General features: G+C 30.6%; 17 protein-coding genes and 1 rRNA gene. 14 read left to right on the forward strand and 4 right to left on the reverse strand.

All coding sequences use genetic code 11. From position 1 onward, the window contains the following. Positions 1–555, forward strand: coding sequence for a manganese efflux pump MntP (locus tag CLAU_RS13200; protein ID WP_013237288.1), 555 nt, complete (start codon positions 1–3; stop codon positions 553–555). A gap of 17 nt (positions 556–572) precedes the next feature. After that, positions 573–1,004 (forward strand): Fur family transcriptional regulator, encoded by a 432-nt coding sequence (locus CLAU_RS13205; RefSeq protein WP_013237289.1) that lies wholly within the window; start codon positions 573–575, stop codon positions 1,002–1,004. A 6-nt stretch (positions 1,005–1,010) separates the two neighbouring features. Here CLAU_RS13205 and CLAU_RS13210 read toward each other — a convergent pair whose 3' ends face one another. Next, on the reverse strand, positions 1,011–1,334 hold the full coding sequence (locus CLAU_RS13210; protein ID WP_013237290.1) for a hypothetical protein: 324 nt from the start codon (positions 1,332–1,334) through the stop codon (positions 1,011–1,013). Between the two features lie 223 nt (positions 1,335–1,557). On the opposite strand from CLAU_RS13210, the gene CLAU_RS13215 reads away from it, so the two are divergent. Together CLAU_RS13215 and CLAU_RS13220 are read left to right on the forward strand one after the other, a co-directional pair. After that, complete coding sequence (locus tag CLAU_RS13215; protein WP_013237291.1) at positions 1,558–2,616, forward strand: HD-GYP domain-containing protein; 1,059 nt, start codon at positions 1,558–1,560, stop codon at positions 2,614–2,616. Between the two features lie 98 nt (positions 2,617–2,714). Continuing rightward, the gene (locus CLAU_RS13220) at positions 2,715–3,728 is read left to right on the forward strand and encodes a rhomboid family intramembrane serine protease (protein ID WP_023162804.1); all 1,014 of its coding nucleotides are present in this window, start codon (positions 2,715–2,717) and stop codon (positions 3,726–3,728) included. Positions 3,729–3,736: 8 nt separating this feature from the next. Here the strand turns inward: CLAU_RS13220 and CLAU_RS13225 are convergent, their stop codons facing one another. Further along, entirely contained in the window at positions 3,737–5,482 is a 1,746-nt protein-coding gene (locus tag CLAU_RS13225; RefSeq protein WP_023162805.1) for an ATP-dependent metallopeptidase FtsH/Yme1/Tma family protein, read from the reverse strand. A gap of 281 nt (positions 5,483–5,763) precedes the next feature. On the opposite strand from CLAU_RS13225, the gene CLAU_RS13230 reads away from it, so the two are divergent. From CLAU_RS13230 to CLAU_RS13255, 7 genes are all read left to right on the forward strand, one after another. After that, complete coding sequence (locus tag CLAU_RS13230) at positions 5,764–6,720, forward strand: YkvA family protein (RefSeq protein ID WP_023162806.1); 957 nt, start codon at positions 5,764–5,766, stop codon at positions 6,718–6,720. A 26-nt stretch (positions 6,721–6,746) separates the two neighbouring features. Beyond that, positions 6,747–7,505, forward strand: coding sequence for a ribonuclease H family protein (locus tag CLAU_RS13235; protein ID WP_013237295.1), 759 nt, complete (start codon positions 6,747–6,749; stop codon positions 7,503–7,505). Positions 7,506–7,621: 116 nt separating this feature from the next. Then, positions 7,622–7,786, forward strand: coding sequence for a YtxH domain-containing protein (locus CLAU_RS20545; protein WP_013237296.1), 165 nt, complete (start codon positions 7,622–7,624; stop codon positions 7,784–7,786). A 369-nt stretch (positions 7,787–8,155) separates the two neighbouring features. Then, positions 8,156–9,460 carry a helix-turn-helix transcriptional regulator gene (locus tag CLAU_RS13240; RefSeq protein ID WP_029170078.1) on the forward strand — a complete coding sequence of 435 codons (1,305 nt, stop codon included), beginning with the start codon at positions 8,156–8,158 and terminating at the stop codon, positions 9,458–9,460. A gap of 18 nt (positions 9,461–9,478) precedes the next feature. Continuing rightward, positions 9,479–10,741, forward strand: coding sequence for a helix-turn-helix domain-containing protein (locus CLAU_RS13245; RefSeq protein ID WP_029170077.1), 1,263 nt, complete (start codon positions 9,479–9,481; stop codon positions 10,739–10,741). Between the two features lie 250 nt (positions 10,742–10,991). Continuing rightward, complete coding sequence (clpB, locus tag CLAU_RS13250; RefSeq protein ID WP_013237299.1) at positions 10,992–13,589, forward strand: ATP-dependent chaperone ClpB; 2,598 nt, start codon at positions 10,992–10,994, stop codon at positions 13,587–13,589. 60 nt (positions 13,590–13,649) lie between these two features. Continuing rightward, on the forward strand, positions 13,650–14,456 hold the full coding sequence (locus CLAU_RS13255) for a polysaccharide deacetylase family protein (RefSeq protein WP_013237300.1): 807 nt from the start codon (positions 13,650–13,652) through the stop codon (positions 14,454–14,456). An 853-nt stretch (positions 14,457–15,309) separates the two neighbouring features. Here CLAU_RS13255 and CLAU_RS13260 read toward each other — a convergent pair. Beyond that, positions 15,310–16,044: a type 1 glutamine amidotransferase gene (locus tag CLAU_RS13260; RefSeq protein ID WP_023162810.1), complete on the reverse strand. Its 735-nt coding sequence runs from the start codon at positions 16,042–16,044 to the stop codon at positions 15,310–15,312. Between the two features lie 30 nt (positions 16,045–16,074). Continuing rightward, positions 16,075–17,433 carry a Mur ligase family protein gene (locus tag CLAU_RS13265; protein ID WP_023162811.1) on the reverse strand — a complete coding sequence of 453 codons (1,359 nt, stop codon included), beginning with the start codon at positions 17,431–17,433 and terminating at the stop codon, positions 16,075–16,077. Positions 17,434–18,002: 569 nt separating this feature from the next. On the opposite strand from CLAU_RS13265, the gene pckA reads away from it, so the two are divergent. The 3 genes from pckA (at position 18,003) to CLAU_RS13280 (ending at position 22,659) form a co-directional block, all read left to right on the forward strand. After that, positions 18,003–19,571, forward strand: coding sequence for a phosphoenolpyruvate carboxykinase (ATP) (gene pckA, locus CLAU_RS13270; protein WP_023162812.1), 1,569 nt, complete (start codon positions 18,003–18,005; stop codon positions 19,569–19,571). A 215-nt stretch (positions 19,572–19,786) separates the two neighbouring features. Beyond that, positions 19,787–20,620, forward strand: coding sequence for an undecaprenyl-diphosphate phosphatase (locus CLAU_RS13275; protein ID WP_013237304.1), 834 nt, complete (start codon positions 19,787–19,789; stop codon positions 20,618–20,620). A 529-nt stretch (positions 20,621–21,149) separates the two neighbouring features. Then, positions 21,150–22,659 (forward strand): 16S ribosomal RNA (locus CLAU_RS13280). Positions 22,660–22,856: the final 197 nt, after the last annotated feature.

The raw sequence follows: 22,856 nt of genomic DNA on the forward strand, positions 1-22,856 counted from the left end.
ATGAAATTTTATTTTTTACTTTTGATTGCAGTGGCACTTTCTTTAGATGCCTTTGGTGTCTCACTGTGTGTGGGATTGAATGGCGCAGTGGAGAAAAGAAATAAGTTTCAACTTTCTTTTTCATGTGGATTTTTTCAGTTTTTTTTTGCTATATGCGGTGCTTATGCAGGCTTTTTATTTAATACATATATTGCATCTGTTCCCCAGGTAATTGGAGGAGCATTAGTATCTATAGTAGGCATCTTTATGGTTAAAGAAGGTTTGGGGAGTAAAGGAGAATGCATACTCATTAAACCAGGAATGATTCTAGTGCTTGGAGTTTCAGTAAGTATTGATGCAATGGTAATAGGATTTACAACTTTAAATAATATAGCAAATAGGATAGATCTACTTATTAGCACTGTGTTTATAGGATTAATTACCTTCATTATGTGTTTATTTGCTTTTTTTATTTCGAAGTACCTCCAGAAAATACATATTGTAAGTAAATATGCAGATTATATAGGGGGAGTAATACTTATTATATTTGGTATTAAAATGATGTTTTTTAAGTGAAAATTTGGGGTGAATTTATGGATGTAGAAAAGTACTTGAGAAAACGTAGAATAAAAGTTACAAAAGCAAGATTAAATATTTTAGATATATTATCTAAGAGTGAGAATGCTATAACTGTTGATAATTTATTTGAAAAGTGTAGAGAAAGAAACATAAATGTAGATTTATCCACTATTTATAGATCCTTAGAATTGTTTGAAAATAAGAAAATTGTTAGAAAATTTGATTTGGGTGAAAATAAATATAGTTACGCTATAATGAGAAAAAAGCATAAACATATATTGGAGTGTAAAATATGTCATAAGGAAGTAGAAATAGACTGTCCTATGCAGCAAATAGAGGAAATTATAAAAAGCAAAACAGGCTTTGTATTTGAGGATGAAGAACTGGATTTTAAATTAAATGGAATATGTGCAGATTGTAGAAAGAGAAAAAGTAGTAAAAACTAAAGAGTTTTATTTTAAAGTTATCTGTGCAGGATATACTTTTTTTATTTTCCACACTCCTCGTGCGTTTTTTTGTATAAATACGGTATATTCTAGTTTTTCATGAGGCATTTTAGTAGACATACCAGAAACTTTAATAAATGCAACTGTTCCATTGGAAAAATACATATTTATATCACCCATGTTGCACAGCTTATATTTATTAAAGATGCCAGTAGTAAAATAGTTTTTAACTGCGTAGTTGATATCTCTGCACTTATAGGACACATATACTTTTTCCACTATTGTAACAGTGAGTAAAATACTTATAAATATAATAATAAATTTTTTCATAATTCTCCTCCATATAATGGAAATAATGCTTTCATTATTATAATATACAAATTTACAAAATAAGTAAATACATATTTTTATTTATCTAGAAAAATATTTTGTAGAGTTATGATTTATTTGAAGGCTAAGGCATTTTTAATTTTAAATTATTTAAATTTTTACGGTTGTATGGTATTATTTTATTAACAAACATTACAATGTAAAACTTTATTGGGGTGAAATTATGAGACTGGAATTTATAGATAGGGTTATGGAAGAAGATGTGCTTGGAAAGAGTATATTAACCTGTGAAGGACAAGTTTTATTACGAGCAGGAGTAAAGTTGAATAGTAACTATATAGATAAATTAAAAAAATTAGGTGTATTTTATGTATACGTCGAAGATGAAAGATTAGAAGATGTATATGTCGAAGATGAAAAATTGTCGCAACTTAAACAGTCCACTATGAAAAGTATGTCAAAAGTAATGGTAAATCTAAATAATTATGATGAAAAAGGATTAAGACATTCTTTAAAAACAGTAGAAGAAATGATTAATTACATAGTTGATGTTGGAGATGTTAATAAAAGCCTTTATGACATACAGACGTATGATAACTATACTTTTGTACACTCAATAGATACTTGTGTTATGGCTTCTTTTTTAGGAATTTCCGCAGGATACAATGAATTTGATATAAAGGAACTTGGTGTGGGAGCTATCCTACATGATGTAGGAAAGACAAAGGTGCCTATAGAGATATTGAATAAAAAAGGTAAGTTGACGGATGAAGAATTTGCTGAAATAAAAAAACATCCTGTATACGGTTCAAAAATCTTAAAAAAAACGGTTGGTACATACAGTCCTATAATTAAAATAGTTGAACAGCATCATGAGAGGGTTGATGGTAGAGGGTATCCTTATGGACTTACAAACAAACAGATAACAAATTTTGCAAAGATGGTTTGCATATGTGATGTATATGATGCTGTTAGTAACGATAGATGTTATAGAAAAAAGTTTCGCCCTAATGATGCTTATGAACTTATACTTTCAGGAAGTGGAAGTAGTTTTGACCAGGAAATAGTATCCTATTTCAAAAATACATTTGCTGTTTATCCACTTGGATGCTGCGTTAAGTTATCAAATGGAGTTAAGGGGTATGTTGTAAGGCAAAACAGAGGATTTCCGGATAGACCGGTGATAAGGGTATTACAAGATCCTGAAACTGGAGATAACATATCAGGTTATGAAGTCGATTTACTTAAAAATCTAAGTATAATCGTAGAAGAAATAGTATAAATGGAATTAAGTTGAGAAAAATAAGTTACACAGTGTGTTATAGATATCAAAATATTTATGATAATATACTGTGTATTCGTTTTTTTGAGGAGAAAAATATGAGTTCATATATTGATAATTTAATAGACAAGTTATGCAAAAACTATAATTTTAATATTATAGAGCTAGAAGGTATAAATGGAACATGCAGTAAATGGGCGTTATGCAGAGAGCAAAATTCTATTATGCAGGTAGTTTTCTTTTCTAGGGTGGAAAGTTATAGAAATATAAATGCTGAAGATATAAAGTTACGTTTAAAGAAACTGTTTGACAGTAAAAGTGTAAGACTTGTACAAATAGTGTTAGATAGGGAAGTACATGTCACAGTGGATGAAAATAATAATCCACAATGTGGATTAATTTTTTTAAATCCTTATTTTAATCAAATAACTTTGTATACTCCTGATTTAGAGCAATTAGCTAAAGAAATATATAATTGTATGATTTATGTAAAACAAAGTACTTTAGCAAATAAGCAGTCAAAAAATATATATAAAATGAAAGACCTAATTGTAACGTGGATCATAATAGCTTTAAATGTTGCTGTATATGCGGTAACTGCATACCTTTCTGGAAATATATTTGACAGTAATATAAATGTACTTGTATTTATGGGAGCTAAGGTTAACTCACTTATAGCTTCAGGTGAGTATTATAGACTTTTTACTTGTATGTTTTTACATGCTGGAATAGTTCATTTAGGAGTAAATATGTATTCACTTTATATAATGGGTTCTTTTGTTGAGAAAGTGTATGGTAAAGTTAAATACATAGTGATGTACCTTATATCAGGTTTAGTTTCCTCGGTATTTAGTTTTATGTTTTCGTCATCTATTTCAGTAGGAGCGTCAGGAGCAATATTTGGACTTTTAGGTGCGGCATTGGTATTTGCTATAAAAATGAAACATAAAATTGGTAAGGAATTTTTAATGAATGTAATATCTATAATTGTGGTAAACCTTATAATAGGATTTTCTATAGCAAATGTAGATAATTTTGGACACTTAGGAGGGCTTGTAGGAGGAGTAGTCATAACATATTTTATTGGGCAATGTAAAAACATTGCCCAATAAATAAATTGCTAGTTAAATAAGTTTTTTAAATCATTTGAAAATAAGGTCTCCTTTTCCATAAGTAACTGAACTGTGGCTTTAAGACAGTGCCTATTTTCAATAAGAATATTTTTTACATCATTATATATTGAATCTGTAAGACACTTACACTCTTTGATAATCTCGTTTTGATTTATATTTAAATCTGATAGCTCCCTCATATTTAAAAGACCTAAAGTGTTTCCCATTCCATACTGAGTTACCATTTTAAAGGCTATGTTTGTACTATGCTGAAGATCATTATAGGCACCTGTGGTTACGTAATCTGCTCCAAAGATAACTTCTTCAGCAGCTCTTCCACCTAAAAGTACCATTATTCTTTTACGTAGGTAATCTTTATTTTGATAGAGCTTGTCCTCAGGTATACTTAATGTATAACCTCCAGCTCCCTTAGTACTTGGAATGATTGTTATTTTAGAAATCTTTTCATTTGGAAGTACTTTTGAGGATACTAGAGCATGGCCTACTTCATGGTAAGCAGTTATTCTTTTATCTATATCTTTTATATAATCCCTATCTTTTTTCTCATACCCTGTTAGTACTATGGAAAAAGCTTTATCAATGTGCTTGTTTTCTATATAAGTACTATCTTCTTTACAGGCGAGTATTGCAGCTTCATTTATTAAGCTCTCAATTTTTGCACCTGAAAAGTAAGAAGTTTTTTGAGCCCACTCATGTACATCTATATTGTCTACAGGTTTGTTTTTTAAGTGGAGAGATATAATTTTTTCCCTTGAAGAAACGTCAGGAAGAGTTACTTCTATATGTCTATCAAATCTTCCAGGTCTTAAAAGGGCAGGATCTAGCATATCTAACCTATTGGTGGCAGCTATTATTACAATTCCCTCTTTTTCATTAAATCCAGACATTTCTGTAAGCAGAGCATTTAAAGTTTGATCTCTTTCATCAGAGCCTCCGGTACTTCCTGAGCCATCTCTTTTTTTACCTATAGCGTCTATTTCATCTATAAAGATAACCGCTTTTCCAGATTTATTGCTTTTAGCTTTTTTAAATAGCTGCCTTATACGGCTGGCACCTACACCTACATATACTTGTACAAAATCAGAGCCTGAAACAGCATAAAATGGGACTTCTGCTTCACCTGCAATGGCTCTTGCAAGGAGAGTTTTTCCGGTTCCTGGCTCACCGAATAATAAAATCCCTTTTGGCATTCTTGCACCATAAGACGCATATTTTTTAGGGTTCTTTAAGAAATCAACTATATCCTGGACACTCTCTTTAGCTTCCTCATTTCCCGCTACACTTTTAAAATTACAATTAGAATCTTCTATGGCAGAAGCATCTAAGGAATCGAGAGATACTATTTTTTTAGAAGATTTGTTAGAAAACTTAAGTGCCATAAAAACAGCTGCCATAATGGAAATTATAAGTATAGCAGTAGGATAAGCTTGCCTGTTATTTACAGTATATTGCTCAGATACACTTATTCCATCGTTTAAAAGTACTTCTTTAGCATTAGGGGTTCTAGGATTATCCGTATCATATATGCTTCCGTTTTTTAATTTTACTCTTATTTGGGAGGAATCTGTCATATACACTGTTGAAACTATTTTCTTTGATACATCTTTTTGAAACGAAATATATGACTTATAGGGTACAGAGCTGTTACTATAATTCATAAATAGTAACATGCAAAGAGATAAAATAGAGGTTAAAATAGGAATTATTATAAACTTATTTTTTATCTTTTTCATTTAAGTTCTCCTTTCTTGAGATAGATTATTTACAGTGATTTATATGAATTAACTTAAAATTATAAGTTCTATAGTCGAATTTTGTAAAAACAAACGAAACTTTATAAAATCATATAATGATATTATAATATTTTTATAAATTAGTCTAATTAAAATCATAAATTTTGCTAAAGTAATTTATGGAACTAGTATGGGAATTTTAGAATTGTTTATTGCAGAAAATTTAATTTACTGTATACTTTATAATAAGAAGTTTGTAAATTTAGGGAGGAGATTTATATATGAAAGTGTCCTTTGGAAAAGCAATTTTGACAGAACAAGACATACTTGGTATAGTTCATGAGTATGTGAATATAGAAGGACTTAATATAGAAAAGATAAGTATAAATGAAATAATAACAATAGAGGGGACATATAAGAGCAAAATATCTGCTAATTTTCAAGTTAAGATGGGAATAGGAAATATAAATAACAATATAATAAATTTAAAAATATTTGATGTACATGTGTATAAGTTTAGGGTATTTAAGAATGTAAAAAATATTGTCCTTAAGAAATTATTAGATAACTTTTCTCCTTATGGGGTAGAGGTGGACAGAGATACAGTAAGAGTGGATTTAAATCTGGCAGTAAAGCTGATACCTTACTTTAATCTTAAATTAAAAAAAGTAGAAATACTTCCTAGAGCACTAGAGGTAGAAGCAGAAGATATAAGATATGAGGAAAAAAAGAAATTTCCAAACATAGAGAAAAAGAAAAGAAGTATACTTATTCTAGATAAGTATCATAAGTTTAGAAAAAAAGTTGTAAGTAAGGTGCCGCAAAAATATGAAAAAATCGTAGAGTATGGGATGCTTGTACCGGATATTATAATGTTATTTATAAGATTATTTAAGGACAAAAGGGTTAAAATAAAGGTTAAGATTATGCTGTCAGGCGTAATAGCTTACCTTGCAAGTCCTATAGATATAATACCTGATTTTATACCTTTTGTTGGGAAAATAGATGATGTTGCTCTGGCGTTTTTTGCACTTAATACTATAATAGATGAAATACCAGAAGAAATCATAATTGAAAATTGGCAGGGTAAGGAAAATATAATTCTGGTTACAAGAGAAGCAGTACAATATATTACAAAAATAATTGGAAGTGCAAATGTTTCTAAGGTTTTAAATCAGCTAAGCAATGTATTCAAATCATCTGAAAGAAAAGAAAAAGAGGGGAGAAGTGTTACATAAGGGATTGATATAACACGTAAATTGATATGGTTAAAAAAGTATATGCTATAAAAGAAGGATATGATTTTGAAAAAAATGAAAAGGTTCAAAATATTATAGTAAACACCTGGGGAGAATGTCTAAAACGTGTAAAAGGTGTTAAAGGTGCTACATATAAGAGTTTTAAAGATACAAATTCAGCTTTGGAATATTTAAAAGGAGAGGATAAGATTTTAAAAAAGTCTGAGGGCAACTATCCTAAAGATTGTTTACATGTATATGTGGATGGAAGTTATAACATTTCAACGGAGATGTATTCTTATGCATTGGTGGCAGTTAAAGGTAATGTAGTTTATTATATAGAAAGCGATTCACATTCTTGTGAAGAAGGTAAGAATATAAGGCAAATATCTGGAGAATTAAAAGCAGCTGTTAGAGGAGTACAATATGCTTTGTCTAAGGGAGAGAAAAAAGTCGTTTTGTTCCACGACTATGAAGGAACCTGCAAGCACGCCCTTGGGCTATGGGAGAGAAAAGAAGCCTCATCTATAAAATATTACGAAGAAATGAGCGAGCTTATGAAAAACATTGAGGTTATATTTGTTAAAGTAGATAGTCATACTGGGGATTTGTTTAATGAATTGGCAGATGAAAAGTGCAAGGAAAAGTTACAAATAGAATCAAAAAAAAGTGTTCAAAAATGGTTAATGAATAATGAGATAAAGACAGCTAATGATGAGGTAAAGAATGAGATATTAAAAATTGCACCTAAAGGTGAAAAAAATATAAAGGTTATTGATATATGAAAATGTAAAAATTAAGCTGTTTAAAGAAAATAAATTTGCATAATCTATCTAAAGAACATAAAAAATCATAGTTCTGTAAAAGAAAAAGCATTTTTTAAAGAGAGGAGTGTAATAAAATGCGTGGAAAGTTTGTAGCAGGTGCAGTAATTGGTGCAGCAGTAGGAATGATGGTAGTACCAGAATTAGATAGATCTAAAAAGAGAATGATAAGAAAAACTTCTAGATACTTAAGAAATACTGCAGGAAATATGTACGGTGGAGTTATGAATTGGATGAGATAGTATAGAATCCTAATAAGTACAATGTAAAATGTACGCTTTTAATAATAAAGATGTGCATTTTACATTGTTTTTTTATTAATTTAGACTATATTGTTTAGGTTTGTGGCAATATGCTTTTATTTTTTAAAGTTTTCATATTATAATTAAAAATATGTTATAATGATACTAATATAGGATAATATTTTAATATGGTTTAAAAATTATCCTAAACAAAAATCTTCACATTACATATAACTTTAATTATATGTAATATTTAGATATTGTTATCCCAAGGTGTAGCTTTTATTTTTTATATATTGAAAAAAATGTAACATATTGGAACAAGTAGACATGAAACAAAAATTGTGATTAATAAAGGAAGAGTGAATGATGGAAATACTTTCTTTAGGAGAAAAAATAAAGAGAAGAAGAAAAGAACTCAATATGACTTTAAAAGATTTGGCAGGGGATAGAATTACACCTGGACAAATAAGTTTGGTGGAATCAGGAAAGTCAAATCCTAGTATGGATTTGTTGGAATACTTAGCAGGTGAATTGAATACTTCCATTGAGTATTTAATGGAGTCAGAAGAAACTCAAGCACAAAAAATATGTACTTATTTTGAAAATATAGCCGAATCTTATATAATAAGTGGAAATTTGAATCAATCGGAAAAGTATATAGAAGAGGCTATATATTATTCAGAAAAGTATTCCTTACAATATGAAAAAGCAAAGAATTTATATTTAAAGGGGACAATCTATACAGCGAGAAAAGAATATCCTATTGCTCAACAGCTTTTATTGTCTGCTAATGTTGTTTTTATAAAAAATAATAAATATGAAGAAATTATAAAAACTTTTATAAGTTTGGGGAAGATTACAATAAGCATGAAATCATATCATGCTTCCAGCAGTTATTTGCAGCAGGCGGAGAATGTATATAAGGAAAATAATATAGGAAATGATTTCTTGCTTGGACAAATATATTATTATACAGCTTGTATAAATTTTAAATTAGAAAATATGGAGGAAGCGATAAACTATTCTTATCTGGCAAATGAGAAGTTTAGGCAGATAGATAATAAGGAAGAATATGCTAAAAGCTTATTTTTACTTGCAGAAGAGTATAATAAAAAGGGAGATATAAATAATGCAATAAAGTATTCTAAAAAAACATTAAATGTATACAGAAAATTAGAAGATGTAATAAATACTGCAAGAATTGAAAATAATCTAGGTAAACTTTTTGGAGAGTTTAATAATATTGAAGAATCATTTATACATTTAAATAAAGCAAAAGAGTTGCGAATGAAATGTAAAGATGGCAAAATTGTGGACACACTTATAAATATATGTGAAAATTATATAAAATTAAAGGATATTATAAATTCAAAGAAAGTTCTAGAAGAAATAAGGGACAAGATAGACGAAAAAAATAATAAATCATTAGTATATTATTACATGATGAAATTTAGAATAAATATGATTGAGTGTAATAAAAAAGAAGCAGAAAATACATTAATTGATGCATTGAATTTTGCGATAAAAATGAATTATACTAAAGAAGCTGCAGATATATCAATAAAACTTGGAAAATTCTATGAAGATAGCAAGATGGATAAGGAAGCAGCTAAGTATTTAAGTGAAGGTGTTGAAATTTTTAAAAGAATTGGAATATTAAAAGAGTATTAAATAAAATAGGTGATAATTATGGAGATACTTTCTACTGGAGAAAAAGTTAAAAGAGCACGCATATATAAGGGATATACTTTGAAGGAACTGTGTAATAGTAAGATATCAATTTCTAAAATGAGCTGCATTGAAAATGATAAAATAAAACCAGAAGATTGGATTTTAGAATTTTTATCAGACAAACTTGAAATTAGTTTTGAGTATCTGAAATTAGATATAAAAAATCAAATAATAAAAAATATAGATGATATTGAGAAAAAACAAGATAAAAAAAATTATGAAAAAAATTTAGTATATAATTTTAAATTTGCTGAACGGTATAACTATGATAATATATGTTTTAGGATAATACATCTCTTATTTAACTATTATCTAGAAAAAAGTGAATTAGAAAAGTTGTATAATATAATTATAAAGTATTATGAATATTTGCAAAAAAATTTTTCTAAAGAAAAAGCAATCCTGTATTATATGGATGTTGGCAAATATTTTTTTAAAACAAAAGAATTTTCACAGGCTATAAATTATTATGATAATGTGTTAGACATTGCAGCAGAAACTGGTAGTAATGAATTACTAGGAAAAATTACATATAATAAAATAATTTGTTTTATTGCTCTTAATGATTATGAAAAGGCTTATGAATTGTCTGATACGATTATAAAATTTATAAACATGATAGATGGAGACATAAAAAAAGCAAAAGTTTATCATATTTTAGCAATACTTTCTTTAAAAAATGATACTGAAAAATTCAAAGTATATGAAAAAAAGGCAAATGAATTTTATAAAGATAATTTGAAAGATAAATCCACATCTATGGTTGAATATGCTGAAGTTATGTTTACTTTAAATATGAGTGAGAAGGCAGTATTTTATATAAATGAAGCATTGAAAATACATCCTAAAGAGCATGCAGAGGAATTTGCTAATTTTGTAATCAAAATAGTAGGTATTTTGATAAAAAATCAAATTTGGGATATAGTTGAAAGTATATGTAATATAGCTTTAGATTGTTCTATAAAGTTAAATGATATAGTTCTTATAGAAAGAGCATACTATTATAAAGCGTTGATATTTATAAAAAAAGGTCAGTTAGCTGAAGGGGAAATGTATATGAATCTTTCGCTGGATGCTCTATCGAAATTTCAAACAAATATCTGCATGTATGAAAGATATATGGAAATAGGATGTATGTATTATGATATGAAAAAGGTTCAGGAGGCTCTTAAATATTTTAATATTGCCATTGATTTAAAACAAAAATATAATTTTTTATAGGTTTACTTATAAAACTGAAAAAATTATATTTACTTGTTTAATAAACAGAGTTCTAAGCATCAGGTGGAGTTTTAACTACCTGATGCTTAGAACTCATTATCCAGGGACATAGCTGCTCTAATACTCACACTTCTCCAAGTGTCAGTATTAGAACGGGTAGTTATCATATAAATTAAATTAATCTAAAGAGGTTTAGAAAGGAGGAGCTGCGTTAAAACTTGTTTTAAGTTTTGCGTGACGTATTTTTATTATGAACATAGATAAACTTACAATAAAAGTTCAAAATGCAATGAATGAAGCACAACTTACAGCAGTGAGATATAATCATCAACAGGTAGATGTGATTCATATGTTTTCAGCTTTAGTGTTTGAGCAAGATGGACTTATTCCAAATATATTTGGAAAGATGTCTGTAAATTTAAAATCTCTGGTAAAGGAAACTAAAGATGTATTAGACAAGATGCCTAAAGTGCTGGGAGAAGGAGCACAAAGTTCCTCCGTCTATGCAACTAGAAGATTTGAAGATGTTTTTTTGCAAGCAGAAAAGATAGCTCAAAAATTCAAAGATTCATATATAAGTGTAGAGCACGTAATGCTTGGTATCATGGAAGTTCACTCTTCTGACGTAGACGGTATACTTAAGAAATTTGATATTACAAAGGATGCATTTTTAGAAGCCTTGTCTCAAGTAAGGGGAAATCAAAGAGTTGAAACTCAGGATCCAGAGGGAACTTATGAGGCACTTGCAAAGTATGGGAGAAATCTTGTGGAAGAGGCAAAAAAACATAAACTTGATCCGGTTATAGGTAGAGATGAAGAAATAAGAAGAGTTGTTAGAATACTTTCAAGAAGAACTAAAAACAATCCTGTACTAATAGGTGATCCAGGGGTAGGAAAAACTGCTATAATTGAAGGTTTGGCAGAGAGAATTGTAAGAGGAGATATACCAGAAGGCTTAAAAAATAAGATAATATTTTCACTAGATATGGGAGCATTAATTGCTGGTGCCAAATTTAGAGGAGAATTTGAAGAAAGATTAAAGGCCGTATTAAAAGAAGTACAGAAAAGCGAAGGAAAAATAGTGCTTTTTATAGATGAAATTCACACCATAGTTGGAGCTGGAAAAACAGAAGGTTCTATGGATGCTGGAAATTTAATAAAACCAATGCTAGCAAGAGGTGAATTGCACTGCATAGGGGCAACTACTTTTGATGAATATAGAAAATATATAGAAAAAGATAAGGCTTTAGAGAGAAGATTTCAACCGGTGGTTATAGATGAACCTACTGTAGAGGATTCTATCTCTATACTTAGGGGGCTTAAGGAAAAGTTTGAAATATATCATGGTATAAGAATTCATGATTCTGCTATTGTGGCTGCCGCAAAGCTGTCAGATAGATATATAACAGATAGATACCTTCCAGATAAGGCTATAGATTTAATTGATGAAGCTTGTGCTATGATAAGAACTGAAATTGACAGCATGCCAACTGAAATGGATAATGTTAAAAGAAAAATATTTCAGCTTGAGATTGAAAAAGAGGCGCTTTCCAAAGAAAAAGACACTGCTTCAATGGAAAGACTTAAAGCAGTAGAAAAGGAACTTAGCAATCTTAAAGATAGAGATAATGAGATGACTGCTAAGTATGAAAAGGAAAAGGCAAATATAACTGAGGTTAGAAATTTAAAGAAACAGCTGGATGAGGCAAGAGGACAAATTGAAAAAGCAGAGAGAGAATATGATTTAAATAAAATTGCAGAATTAAAATATGGTGTTATTCCAAAACTGGAAAGTACTATAGATGAAAAAGAGCAATCTATTAAAGAAAACAATGAAGCTGCAATGTTAAAAGAAGAAGTTACAGAACAAGAAATTTCTCAGATAGTATCTAAATGGACTGGAATACCTGTTTCAAAATTAGTAGAAGGGGAAAGACAGAAATTAGTAAAATTAGAAGATGAACTTGCAAAGAGAGTTATAGGTCAGAAGGAAGCAGTTACAGCAGTTTCAAATGCGGTACTTAGAGCAAGAGCGGGTATGAAAGATCCTAAAAGGCCAATAGGTTCTTTTATATTTTTAGGACCTACGGGTGTAGGTAAAACTGAACTTGCAAAAACTTTAGCAAGGACACTGTTTGATAGTGAAGAAAATATAATAAGAATAGATATGTCAGAGTATATGGAAAAGTATTCTGTTTCGAGACTTATAGGAGCTCCTCCAGGATATGTAGGATATGACGAAGGAGGTCAGCTTACGGAGGCAGTGAGAAGAAAACCATATAGTGTAATATTATTTGATGAAATAGAAAAGGCTCATGAAGATGTGTTTAATATATTCCTTCAAATATTAGATGATGGAAGGCTTACTGACAATCAGGGTAAGGTAGTTGATTTTAAAAATTCTATTATAATTATGACTTCTAACATAGGAAGCAGTTATTTATTACAGAACAAAAGCAGTAATGGAATAGATAAAGATGTAAGAGACAAAGTAATGAGTGACATGAAATTTAAGTTTAAACCTGAATTTTTAAATAGACTAGATGATATAATAATGTTTAAGCCCCTAAACACAGAAGAAATTAAATTCATAATAGATATATTCCTAAAGGATATAGAAAATAGGCTTAAGGAGAAAAATATATCCATACAAATAACCCCAAAAGCAAAAGAAGTTATGGCAGAAGAAGGTTATGATCCTGTTTATGGAGCAAGGCCTTTAAAAAGATATATAGAAAACATTCTGGAAACATCTATTGCAAAGAAGATAATTAATGGAGATATATATACAGGCTGCAAGGTAAGAGTAGATTATGAAAATGATAAGTTTAAAATAGAAAAACTATAATTATTTATTAAAATAAAGGTTACCATATATGATAGAACGTTAAAAAAGAGGGTGTTTTTTATGAAAAAACCTGTCTATTCAATCATATATGGTATTTTTATCTATTTATTTGTAATTGCTTGTATAAGCTTAATATGTAAATGGGATTGTGTAAAATATAATTTTGCGGAAGAGAGAAAGAATATTGTTTTAGCTAAAGATAATGCACCAACGTATTCTAAAGAAGTATTCTTAACTTTTGATGATGGTCCTTCTGTAAATAACACTACAAAGATATTAAATATATTACAACAAAATGGAGTAAAAGCTACTTTTTTTATAGTAGGTGAAAAGGCAAAAGAAAATCCTTCTATATTAAAGCAGCTAAGTGACAGCGGTATGAGTATAGGAGTACATACATATTCTCATAATTATAAAGAGATGTACAGCAGTTTGGATGCATACTTAGAGGATTTTCGAGTTTGTAAAAATATAATAAAGAATATAACGGGAAAAGATTCTATAGTATTTGTGAGGCTTCCAGGTGGGTCAGATAACTTAGTAGCAAGTGTAAGCAATTTAAATATTATAAAGAAGACTTTAAAGGGAAACGGAATGAAGTATGTAGATTGGAACGTGGTTTCAGGGGATGCAGATAAACGTTTTGTGTCCAAAGATATTATAAAACAAAATGTAATAGATGGATGCAAGAATAAAAAAATTGCAGTAGTTTTAATGCATGATTCTTACTATAAAACTTCTACAGTAGAAGCACTGCCAGACATTATAAGTTATTTAAAAAAAGAAGGCTTTGCTTTTAGAACTTTTGATGGTATAACTTTAGAAGAGGAGTTTAGAATGACAGATAAAGGAATCATTAATAGATGACTAAAATTATAGAGAGTTTTTAAACGAAAAATAAAACTTATACTCCGAATATTTTTACAACCACAAACACGGTTAAATATTTTGATAAGTCTAAGAAGAAAATTTATAAAAACTAAGGCCTTTTGAAAACTCGTACCTCGAACAATTCAAAAGACCTAAGTTTTTTGAAAAATTTTCTACTAAGACTTATATACAAAATATTTAAATGTGTTTGTTTATTGTAAAATATTTCTGCATATAAGTTTTATTTTTAAGTTAGAAAACTCGTATATAGATCGTAAAGTTTAAATCTAAATCTATAATTACTCAAAATTGCTAATTATCAATGAATCTTACTTAGTGGGAGTTTGGTTTCTCCCACTAAGTTTAGATGAATTATCTAGGGGCGTAGCTATTGTTATGCACAGCATAAGAATTCTAAATCGCTGAAGCTCAAGAGTTCTAATATATCCAACTTTGGTAGAAGTGGAAGTGTTACAGTAGGTAGCCATCAGATAAATCTTAGTTGAATTTATAATTTTATCGTTTAAATTAAGTTGGCAATTTGGGTAGGTTTAATTGTAACGTTAAATACCTATATATGAATGATTCTAATTGAAATCTTAACTTATACATAAAATATACTAACAAAATTGAAATCACACTTAAAAACTTTTTTTATAAGTCTTAGTGAGGTATTTTAGAAAATCTTAGAAGCTTATATATGTTTGAGGTACGAGTTTATATAAGCTTCTTTAGATTTTCAAAATGCCGAGCTTTAGACTTATAAAAAGTTTTTAGTGTGATGAAATTTGTTAGTATATGGCTGGTATAAGTAAACTTTCAACCTAGAAATTCTACATAAAGATGTAAATTAATTAGATTTAGTTTTGGTTTCTCTTTCTATTATAAATTTTTTAGCATTTAATTCTAAGGTATCATCTAGAGGGTCAAGTTTTGTATCACCATATTTTTTAGAAATAGCTGTAGATATAAATCTATCTGCTAATTCAGGATTTTTAGAAAGGAGAGAACCGTGAAAATAAGTACAAAAGCAATTTTTGTATATGCAGCCTTCGTATCCATCTTCTCCATTATTACCATAACCTACAATTACTTTTCCAAGAGGTTCTAAATCTCCTATGTAAGTTCTACCAGAATGATTTTCAAAGCCCACATAAGTTTCTTTAAACTTTTCGTTATATATAACTGTATTTCCTATAAATCTATTGCTGCCGCCCTCTGTATATATATTAAGTACATCAAGACCTGGCAGTTTTTGGCCATCAGGTGTAGAATAGTACTTTCCAAGAAGTTGATAGCCTCCACAAATTGATAAAAATACTTTACCATCTTCAATGTAACTTACGATACCTTCTCTTTTATTTTTGACAAGGTCCTCTGATACTATAGACTGCTCATAGTCCTGGCCACCACCAAAAAGAGTTATGTCATATTTAGAGCTGTCAAAGGGATCTCCAAGAGATATGTTAAATACATTTATATCTATACCCCGCTGCTGTGCCCTATATTTTAATATGAGTATATTTCCTAAATCTCCATATACATTTAATAAATCAGGATATAAGTGACATATGTTTAATTCCATTTTAGATACACTCCCTATTTCTCTAATATTTTACCACAGCTTTTTGATATATCCCTTGAAATTGAGAAATTTCCTGAAAGTTATCATAGCAGTATAAGTGGCTAATACATATACTGTATTTGACTTACAACTTTTTACTTCATCAATTAGATTTTCATAGTGCTTACAAATTATAAAGTTGTCTTGGGGTAATCCTGCTACTTTTAATCTTACGGCCATGTCATAAAGTCTTATACCTGAAATCATTATTTTATCTATATCCAGTGAAGACAGCTTTTCAAAATTCACGTCCCATATCCAAGATACATCTCTTCCATCTGCATAATTGTCATTTAGAAGTACAGCTAGGTTAAAGGTCCTGTTGTCAAGGCTTAAAGTATTTATAGCTTGATCATAACCAGCAGGATTTTTTACTAAGATTATTTTAACTTCTTTACCTTCTATATTTATGACTTCCTGTCTTCCAAAACTGCTCTTTTGTTTTTTTAGAGAATCATATATACAGGAAGTAGATATTCCACAAACCATTGCTATAGAATAAGCACATAGGGCATTATACATATTATATGTACCTGGTTGATTTATATAATATTCCTTTTCATTAATTATTACTAATGATCCATCTGGAGTCTGCTCTTTTATTTCATCTAAAGTATAATCCAATTCAGGTCTTTTATAACCACATTTTTCACAGTAGTAATCGCCCAAATGATTATATGTAAGAAAATTATATTTGTAAGGATTTTTGCATTTTTTGCAGAACTTAGCGTCTGCATTAGTATCTACTTTTTTTATATTTGTTGGAGAACAATTAAATCCATAATAAATAGTTCTGTTTGGTAAATTTAGATCTCCAAGAAGAGATTCGTCTCCGTTAAGTATTAAATTTGAAAGAGGTACTTTTTTGATACCTTTTAGAATTTTGTTTAATGTAGTGTAAACTTCTCCATATCTGTCAAGTTGATCTCTAAATAAGTTTGTTACAGTTATAATTTCTGGAGTTATATAATCTGTAAATAAAGGAACATTTGCTTCATCACATTCTATAACTGCATAGTTTGTCTCACTACATTTTTTAAACGAATAATTTTCTATAAAACATGAAACTATACCTGTCAGCATATTTGCACCTGTATTGTTTGTAATTACACGTTTTTTCCCATCCTTTAGCATGTTGTAGACCATACTTGTAGTTGTAGTTTTACCATTTGTACCTGTTATAAGTATAATTTTATAATCCTTACATATGGTTTTAAGAATATTCTTATCTAATTTTAAAGCAACTTTTCCAGGAAAATTACTTCCTCCTTTAAATAAAAATTTTGATAATTTTATTACGATCTTGGAAATAATAATACTAAAAAAAGATTTTATGTTAATTTTTAACACCACCTTCAACTTAAGTAAAGCATTTGTTTATTTACTTTACATATTGTTTGTCATAAGTCTATAGGCCCTAAATTTAAGATTGAAGTCTATTATAGTACACAACAAATACACGAGCAAGTAAATAACTCTTAATATTATAATACAATATTATAATTTTTACATTAAAAAGTTGTAAATTTACTGTATTTCTTAAGCTGAATAATAGAATTTGGAAATAAACATCCACAGTAATGTATGATTTATAAATGTATATATATAAGACTGTTAAAATTATAATATAAGGGCATAGTTAAATAAGTTATAATATGGAAGTAATTTATCAAGTAGTTTTGCAAGTTTAAATAAGATAAAATTCATTATAGACCTAACTTATAAATAAAAAGTATAGCTCATATTCAAAAATACATAGAATTAATGTAGTACATATAAAAATACACAAAGTATATAGTGTAGTATTACAGGTATAAATATATAAAATACTTTATAATTAAATTTAAAATAATTTTTTTATTGCATTTTTCTATAAATGGTGTAATATATAAATATAAACTAATTTAGGGGGAAACATCATGAATATTGACTTATCATATTTAAATATTAATAAATATAGAAATATGTATAAAAATTTATCACCATCAGAATTAACGGAATTTTCAATTAAAAGAGGAGAAGGATTTTTATCAAATAAGGGAGCTCTTATGATTAATACTGGAAAGTACACAGGAAGATCTCCTAAAGATAGATTTATAGTTAATCAAGAAAGCATTAGGAACAAAATAAACTGGGGAAATGTAAATCTTTCTATAGAAGAAGATATTTTTAATAAAATGTATGATAAGATTTTAAATTATATAAGTGATAAAGATATTTTTGTGTTTGATGGATTTGTTGGAGCTTTAAAAAAATATACCCTTCCTATAAGAGTAATATGCGAAAGGGCATCCCAGGCGTTGTTTGCAAATCAATTGTTTAGAAGACCAACGGAGGAGGATTTAAAGTGTTTTACTCCTGAATTTAATATTATATCGGCACCTGGATTTAAGGCTAAGGGCAAAGAAGACGGTTTAAATTCAGATGCCTTTATTTTAGTAAATTTCGATAAAAAAATTATATTAATAGGTGGAACCAGTTACTCGGGAGAAATAAAAAAATCAGTATTTTCAGTAATGAACTTCTTGCTTCCACAAAAAGGAGTCATGCCTATGCACTGTTCTGCTAATATAGGACAAGATAATAAAACTTGCTTATTTTTTGGATTGTCAGGAACAGGAAAAACTACTTTATCAGCAGATGGTGAAAGAAGACTGATTGGTGATGACGAACATGGATGGTCTAATGAAGGTGTATTTAATTTTGAGGGTGGATGTTATGCTAAAACTATAAGACTTGATAAGGAAAAGGAAAGTCAGATATACAATGCCATAAAATTTGGAACTGTAGTTGAAAATGTAGTGGCAGATGGGAATAGAGTACCTGATTATAATGATGCTAGATATACTGAAAATACAAGGGCAGCATATCCTATAAATTATATAGATAATATAGAAGAAAGTGGTGTAGGAGGAAATCCAGAGACTATAATATTTTTAACCGCAGATGCTTTTGGTGTAATGCCACCTATATCAAGGCTTTCTAAAGAAGCAGCAATGTATCACTTTATGTCTGGATATACTAGCAAGATAGCTGGAACTGAAAGAGGAATAATTGAACCTCAAGCTACTTTTTCCTCTTGCTTTGGTGAACCGTTTATGTTAATGAATCCTGCTGTCTATGCAAAATTGTTAGGCGAAAGAATAGACAAGTATAACACTCAGGTATATTTAGTGAATACTGGATGGCTATCTGGAGGATATGGAAATGGAGATAGAATAAAACTTTCCTATACAAGGGCTATGATTAGAGAAGCTTTGAAAGGGAAGTTCAAGGATGTTGAATTTGTGGAACATCCTGTATTTAAAGTAATGATGCCTAAAAGATGTCCAGGTGTACCTGATGAAATATTAAATCCTAGAAATATATGGGAAGATAAAGAAGCATATGATGAGACAGCGAGAAAGCTGGCGCTGAAGTTTAGTAAAAACTTTGAGAAGTTTAAAGATGTTTCCGAAGATATAGCAAAAGCTGGACCTGAAGCTTAAACTATTTATTATAGATAATCTAAGTGAAATTTATATGGAAAAATAGGATTTAGTGATGAGTTGATTTTATTTTCATCACTAAATCCTTTATTCATATATGAAATAAAAGATAATTTTACTTATGTAACAAATTATTAATAATATATATGCTGTGAAAAAGCTTACAGTAATAGTATAATAATACTTGTTTATAAATTTAATAGGGAGTGAAGTTAATGGAATTATTATTTATTATTAAAGCTGCTGCTATTGGAGTAGTCGAGGGAATAACAGAGTTCTTGCCAATATCTTCAACAGGTCATATGATAATAGTAGGAAATCTGATAAACTTCAAAGCACCAACATATAATGGTGCTTATATAGATATGTTTGAAGTAGTAATTCAGCTAGGTGCCATACTTGCTATAGTAGTACTTTATTGGGATAAGATTTTTAATTCGCTTAAAAATCTTAAACCGGGCAAATGGGGATTTAAACTTTGGCTTACTATTTTAGTTGCTTTTATACCTGCTGCTGTTTTAGGATTGCGTTTTAATGATTTAATTAAGAGTAAATTATTTAATCCAGTTACTGTTGCCTGTGCACTAGTATTTGGTGGTTTCCTTATGATATATATGGAGAACAAGTACAGGAAAGGAAATAGTACAAATACAATTGAAAATGTAAACCTCGTACAAGCATTTAAGATAGGATGTTTTCAATGCCTTTCACTTTGGCCAGGAATGTCTAGATCTGCGTCCACAATAATGGGTGGATGGGTAAGCGGACTTACAAATGTAGCTGCAGCAGAGTTTTCCTTTTTCCTTGCTATACCTACTATGATAGCAGCATCAGGATGGTCACTTATAAAAGTAAATGTATCTATGAATATTTCTCAAATTATTGCTCTGGCAGTTGGATTTATAGTTTCATTTATAGTAGCGTTAGTTGTAGTAGAAAAGTTTATAAATTTTTTAAAGAGAAAACCAATGAGAGTTTTTGCTGTATATAGAATATTTATAGGAGCAATAATACTTATATTGTATTTCGCTAAAGTTATAAATATTTAATGCTATGTAAGAAGATGTAAGGCTTGACTCAATCCATACATATAAATGAGTCACTATTTATAATTTATAATGGACAATCAATAAAGATTTTTCTGTGTTATCAGAAAAATCTTTATTGATTGTCCATTATTGCTAATTGTCAGATACTAATTATAGTTAGAATATATTTTTTAAATTATGAATTTATATTTTAAAATAGTATTGACAGAGTTAGAAATACATGATAAACTAAAAAAGTCGTCGAGATGAGGCGTCAAAATGATCCTTGAAAATTAAACAGAGGAAGATATAAGTACAACTTATTTAGAATAAACCAGCAATTCTTTTGAGCTGCGAAAGCAGCTAAAAAAGTAATTTCGTAATTTGGTGTATTACATTTAGTAATATACTAAAATTGATAGTAACGAGTACAGCGAGGAAAATGCTGAACGAGGAGCGGAACTTACTAACGTAATTGAGCACCGGAGTGAAGTATTTGACGAAGCTGGGCGAAGTTAATATCAATTTTCTATAGAGCCATATAAACTTTTAAATTAAGAGTTTGATCCTGGCTCAGGACGAACGCTGGCGGCGTGCTTAACACATGCAAGTCGAGCGATGAAGCTCCTTCGGGAGTGGATTAGCGGCGGACGGGTGAGTAACACGTGGGTAACCTACCTCAAAGAGGGGGATAGCCTCCCGAAAGGGAGATTAATACCGCATAATAATCAGTTTTCACATGGAGATTGATTTAAAGGAGTAATCCGCTTTGAGATGGACCCGCGGCGCATTAGCTAGTTGGTAGGGTAACGGCCTACCAAGGCGACGATGCGTAGCCGACCTGAGAGGGTGATCGGCCACATTGGAACTGAGAGACGGTCCAGACTCCTACGGGAGGCAGCAGTGGGGAATATTGCACAATGGGCGGAAGCCTGATGCAGCAACGCCGCGTGAGTGAAGAAGGTTTTCGGATTGTAAAGCTCTGTCTTTGGGGACGATAATGACGGTACCCAAGGAGGAAGCCACGGCTAACTACGTGCCAGCAGCCGCGGTAATACGTAGGTGGCGAGCGTTGTCCGGAATTACTGGGCGTAAAGAGTGCGTAGGCGGATATTTAAGTGAGATGTGAAATACCCGGGCTTAACCCGGGCACTGCATTTCAAACTGGATATCTAGAGTGCGGGAGAGGAGAATGGAATTCCTAGTGTAGCGGTGAAATGCGTAGAGATTAGGAAGAACACCAGTGGCGAAGGCGATTCTCTGGACCGTAACTGACGCTGAGGCACGAAAGCGTGGGTAGCAAACAGGATTAGATACCCTGGTAGTCCACGCCGTAAACGATGAGTACTAGGTGTAGGAGGTATCGACCCCTTCTGTGCCGCAGTAAACACAATAAGTACTCCGCCTGGGAAGTACGATCGCAAGATTAAAACTCAAAGGAATTGACGGGGGCCCGCACAAGCAGCGGAGCATGTGGTTTAATTCGAAGCAACGCGAAGAACCTTACCTGGACTTGACATACCCTGAATATCTTAGAGATAAGAGAAGCCCTTCGGGGCAGGGATACAGGTGGTGCATGGTTGTCGTCAGCTCGTGTCGTGAGATGTTAGGTTAAGTCCTGCAACGAGCGCAACCCCTGTTGTTAGTTGCTAACATTTAGTTGAGCACTCTAGCAAGACTGCCGCGGTTAACGCGGAGGAAGGTGGGGATGACGTCAAATCATCATGCCCCTTATGTCCAGGGCAACACACGTGCTACAATGGGCAGTACAGAGAGAAGCAAGACCGCAAGGTGGAGCAAACCTCAAAAACTGCCCCCAGTTCGGATTGCAGGCTGAAACTCGCCTACATGAAGTTGGAGTTGCTAGTAATCGCGAATCAGAATGTCGCGGTGAATACGTTCCCGGGCCTTGTACACACCGCCCGTCACACCATGAGAGCTGGCAACACCCGAAGTCCGTAGTCTAACTTAGGAGGACGCGGCCGAAGGTGGGGTTAGTAATTGGGGTGAAGTCGTAACAAGGTAGCCGTAGGAGAACCTGCGGCTGGATCACCTCCTTTCTAGGGAGTCGAAAGATAGAGTATAATCTATCTTATAAATTGATGGTTTAAGTAAGTTAGAAAATCTACTCTGTTTAATTTTGAAGGATCAGATAGATTCTTCACAGTATCACTTTTGAATTTAAGTGGTATGATGATGATAAAAATTGATAGTAACGAGCAAGACAAGGAAAAACTTGAATGAGGAGCGGAGTTTA

Source organism: Clostridium autoethanogenum DSM 10061 (assembly GCF_001484725.1).
Taxonomy (GTDB): domain Bacteria; phylum Bacillota; class Clostridia; order Clostridiales; family Clostridiaceae; genus Clostridium_B; species Clostridium_B ljungdahlii.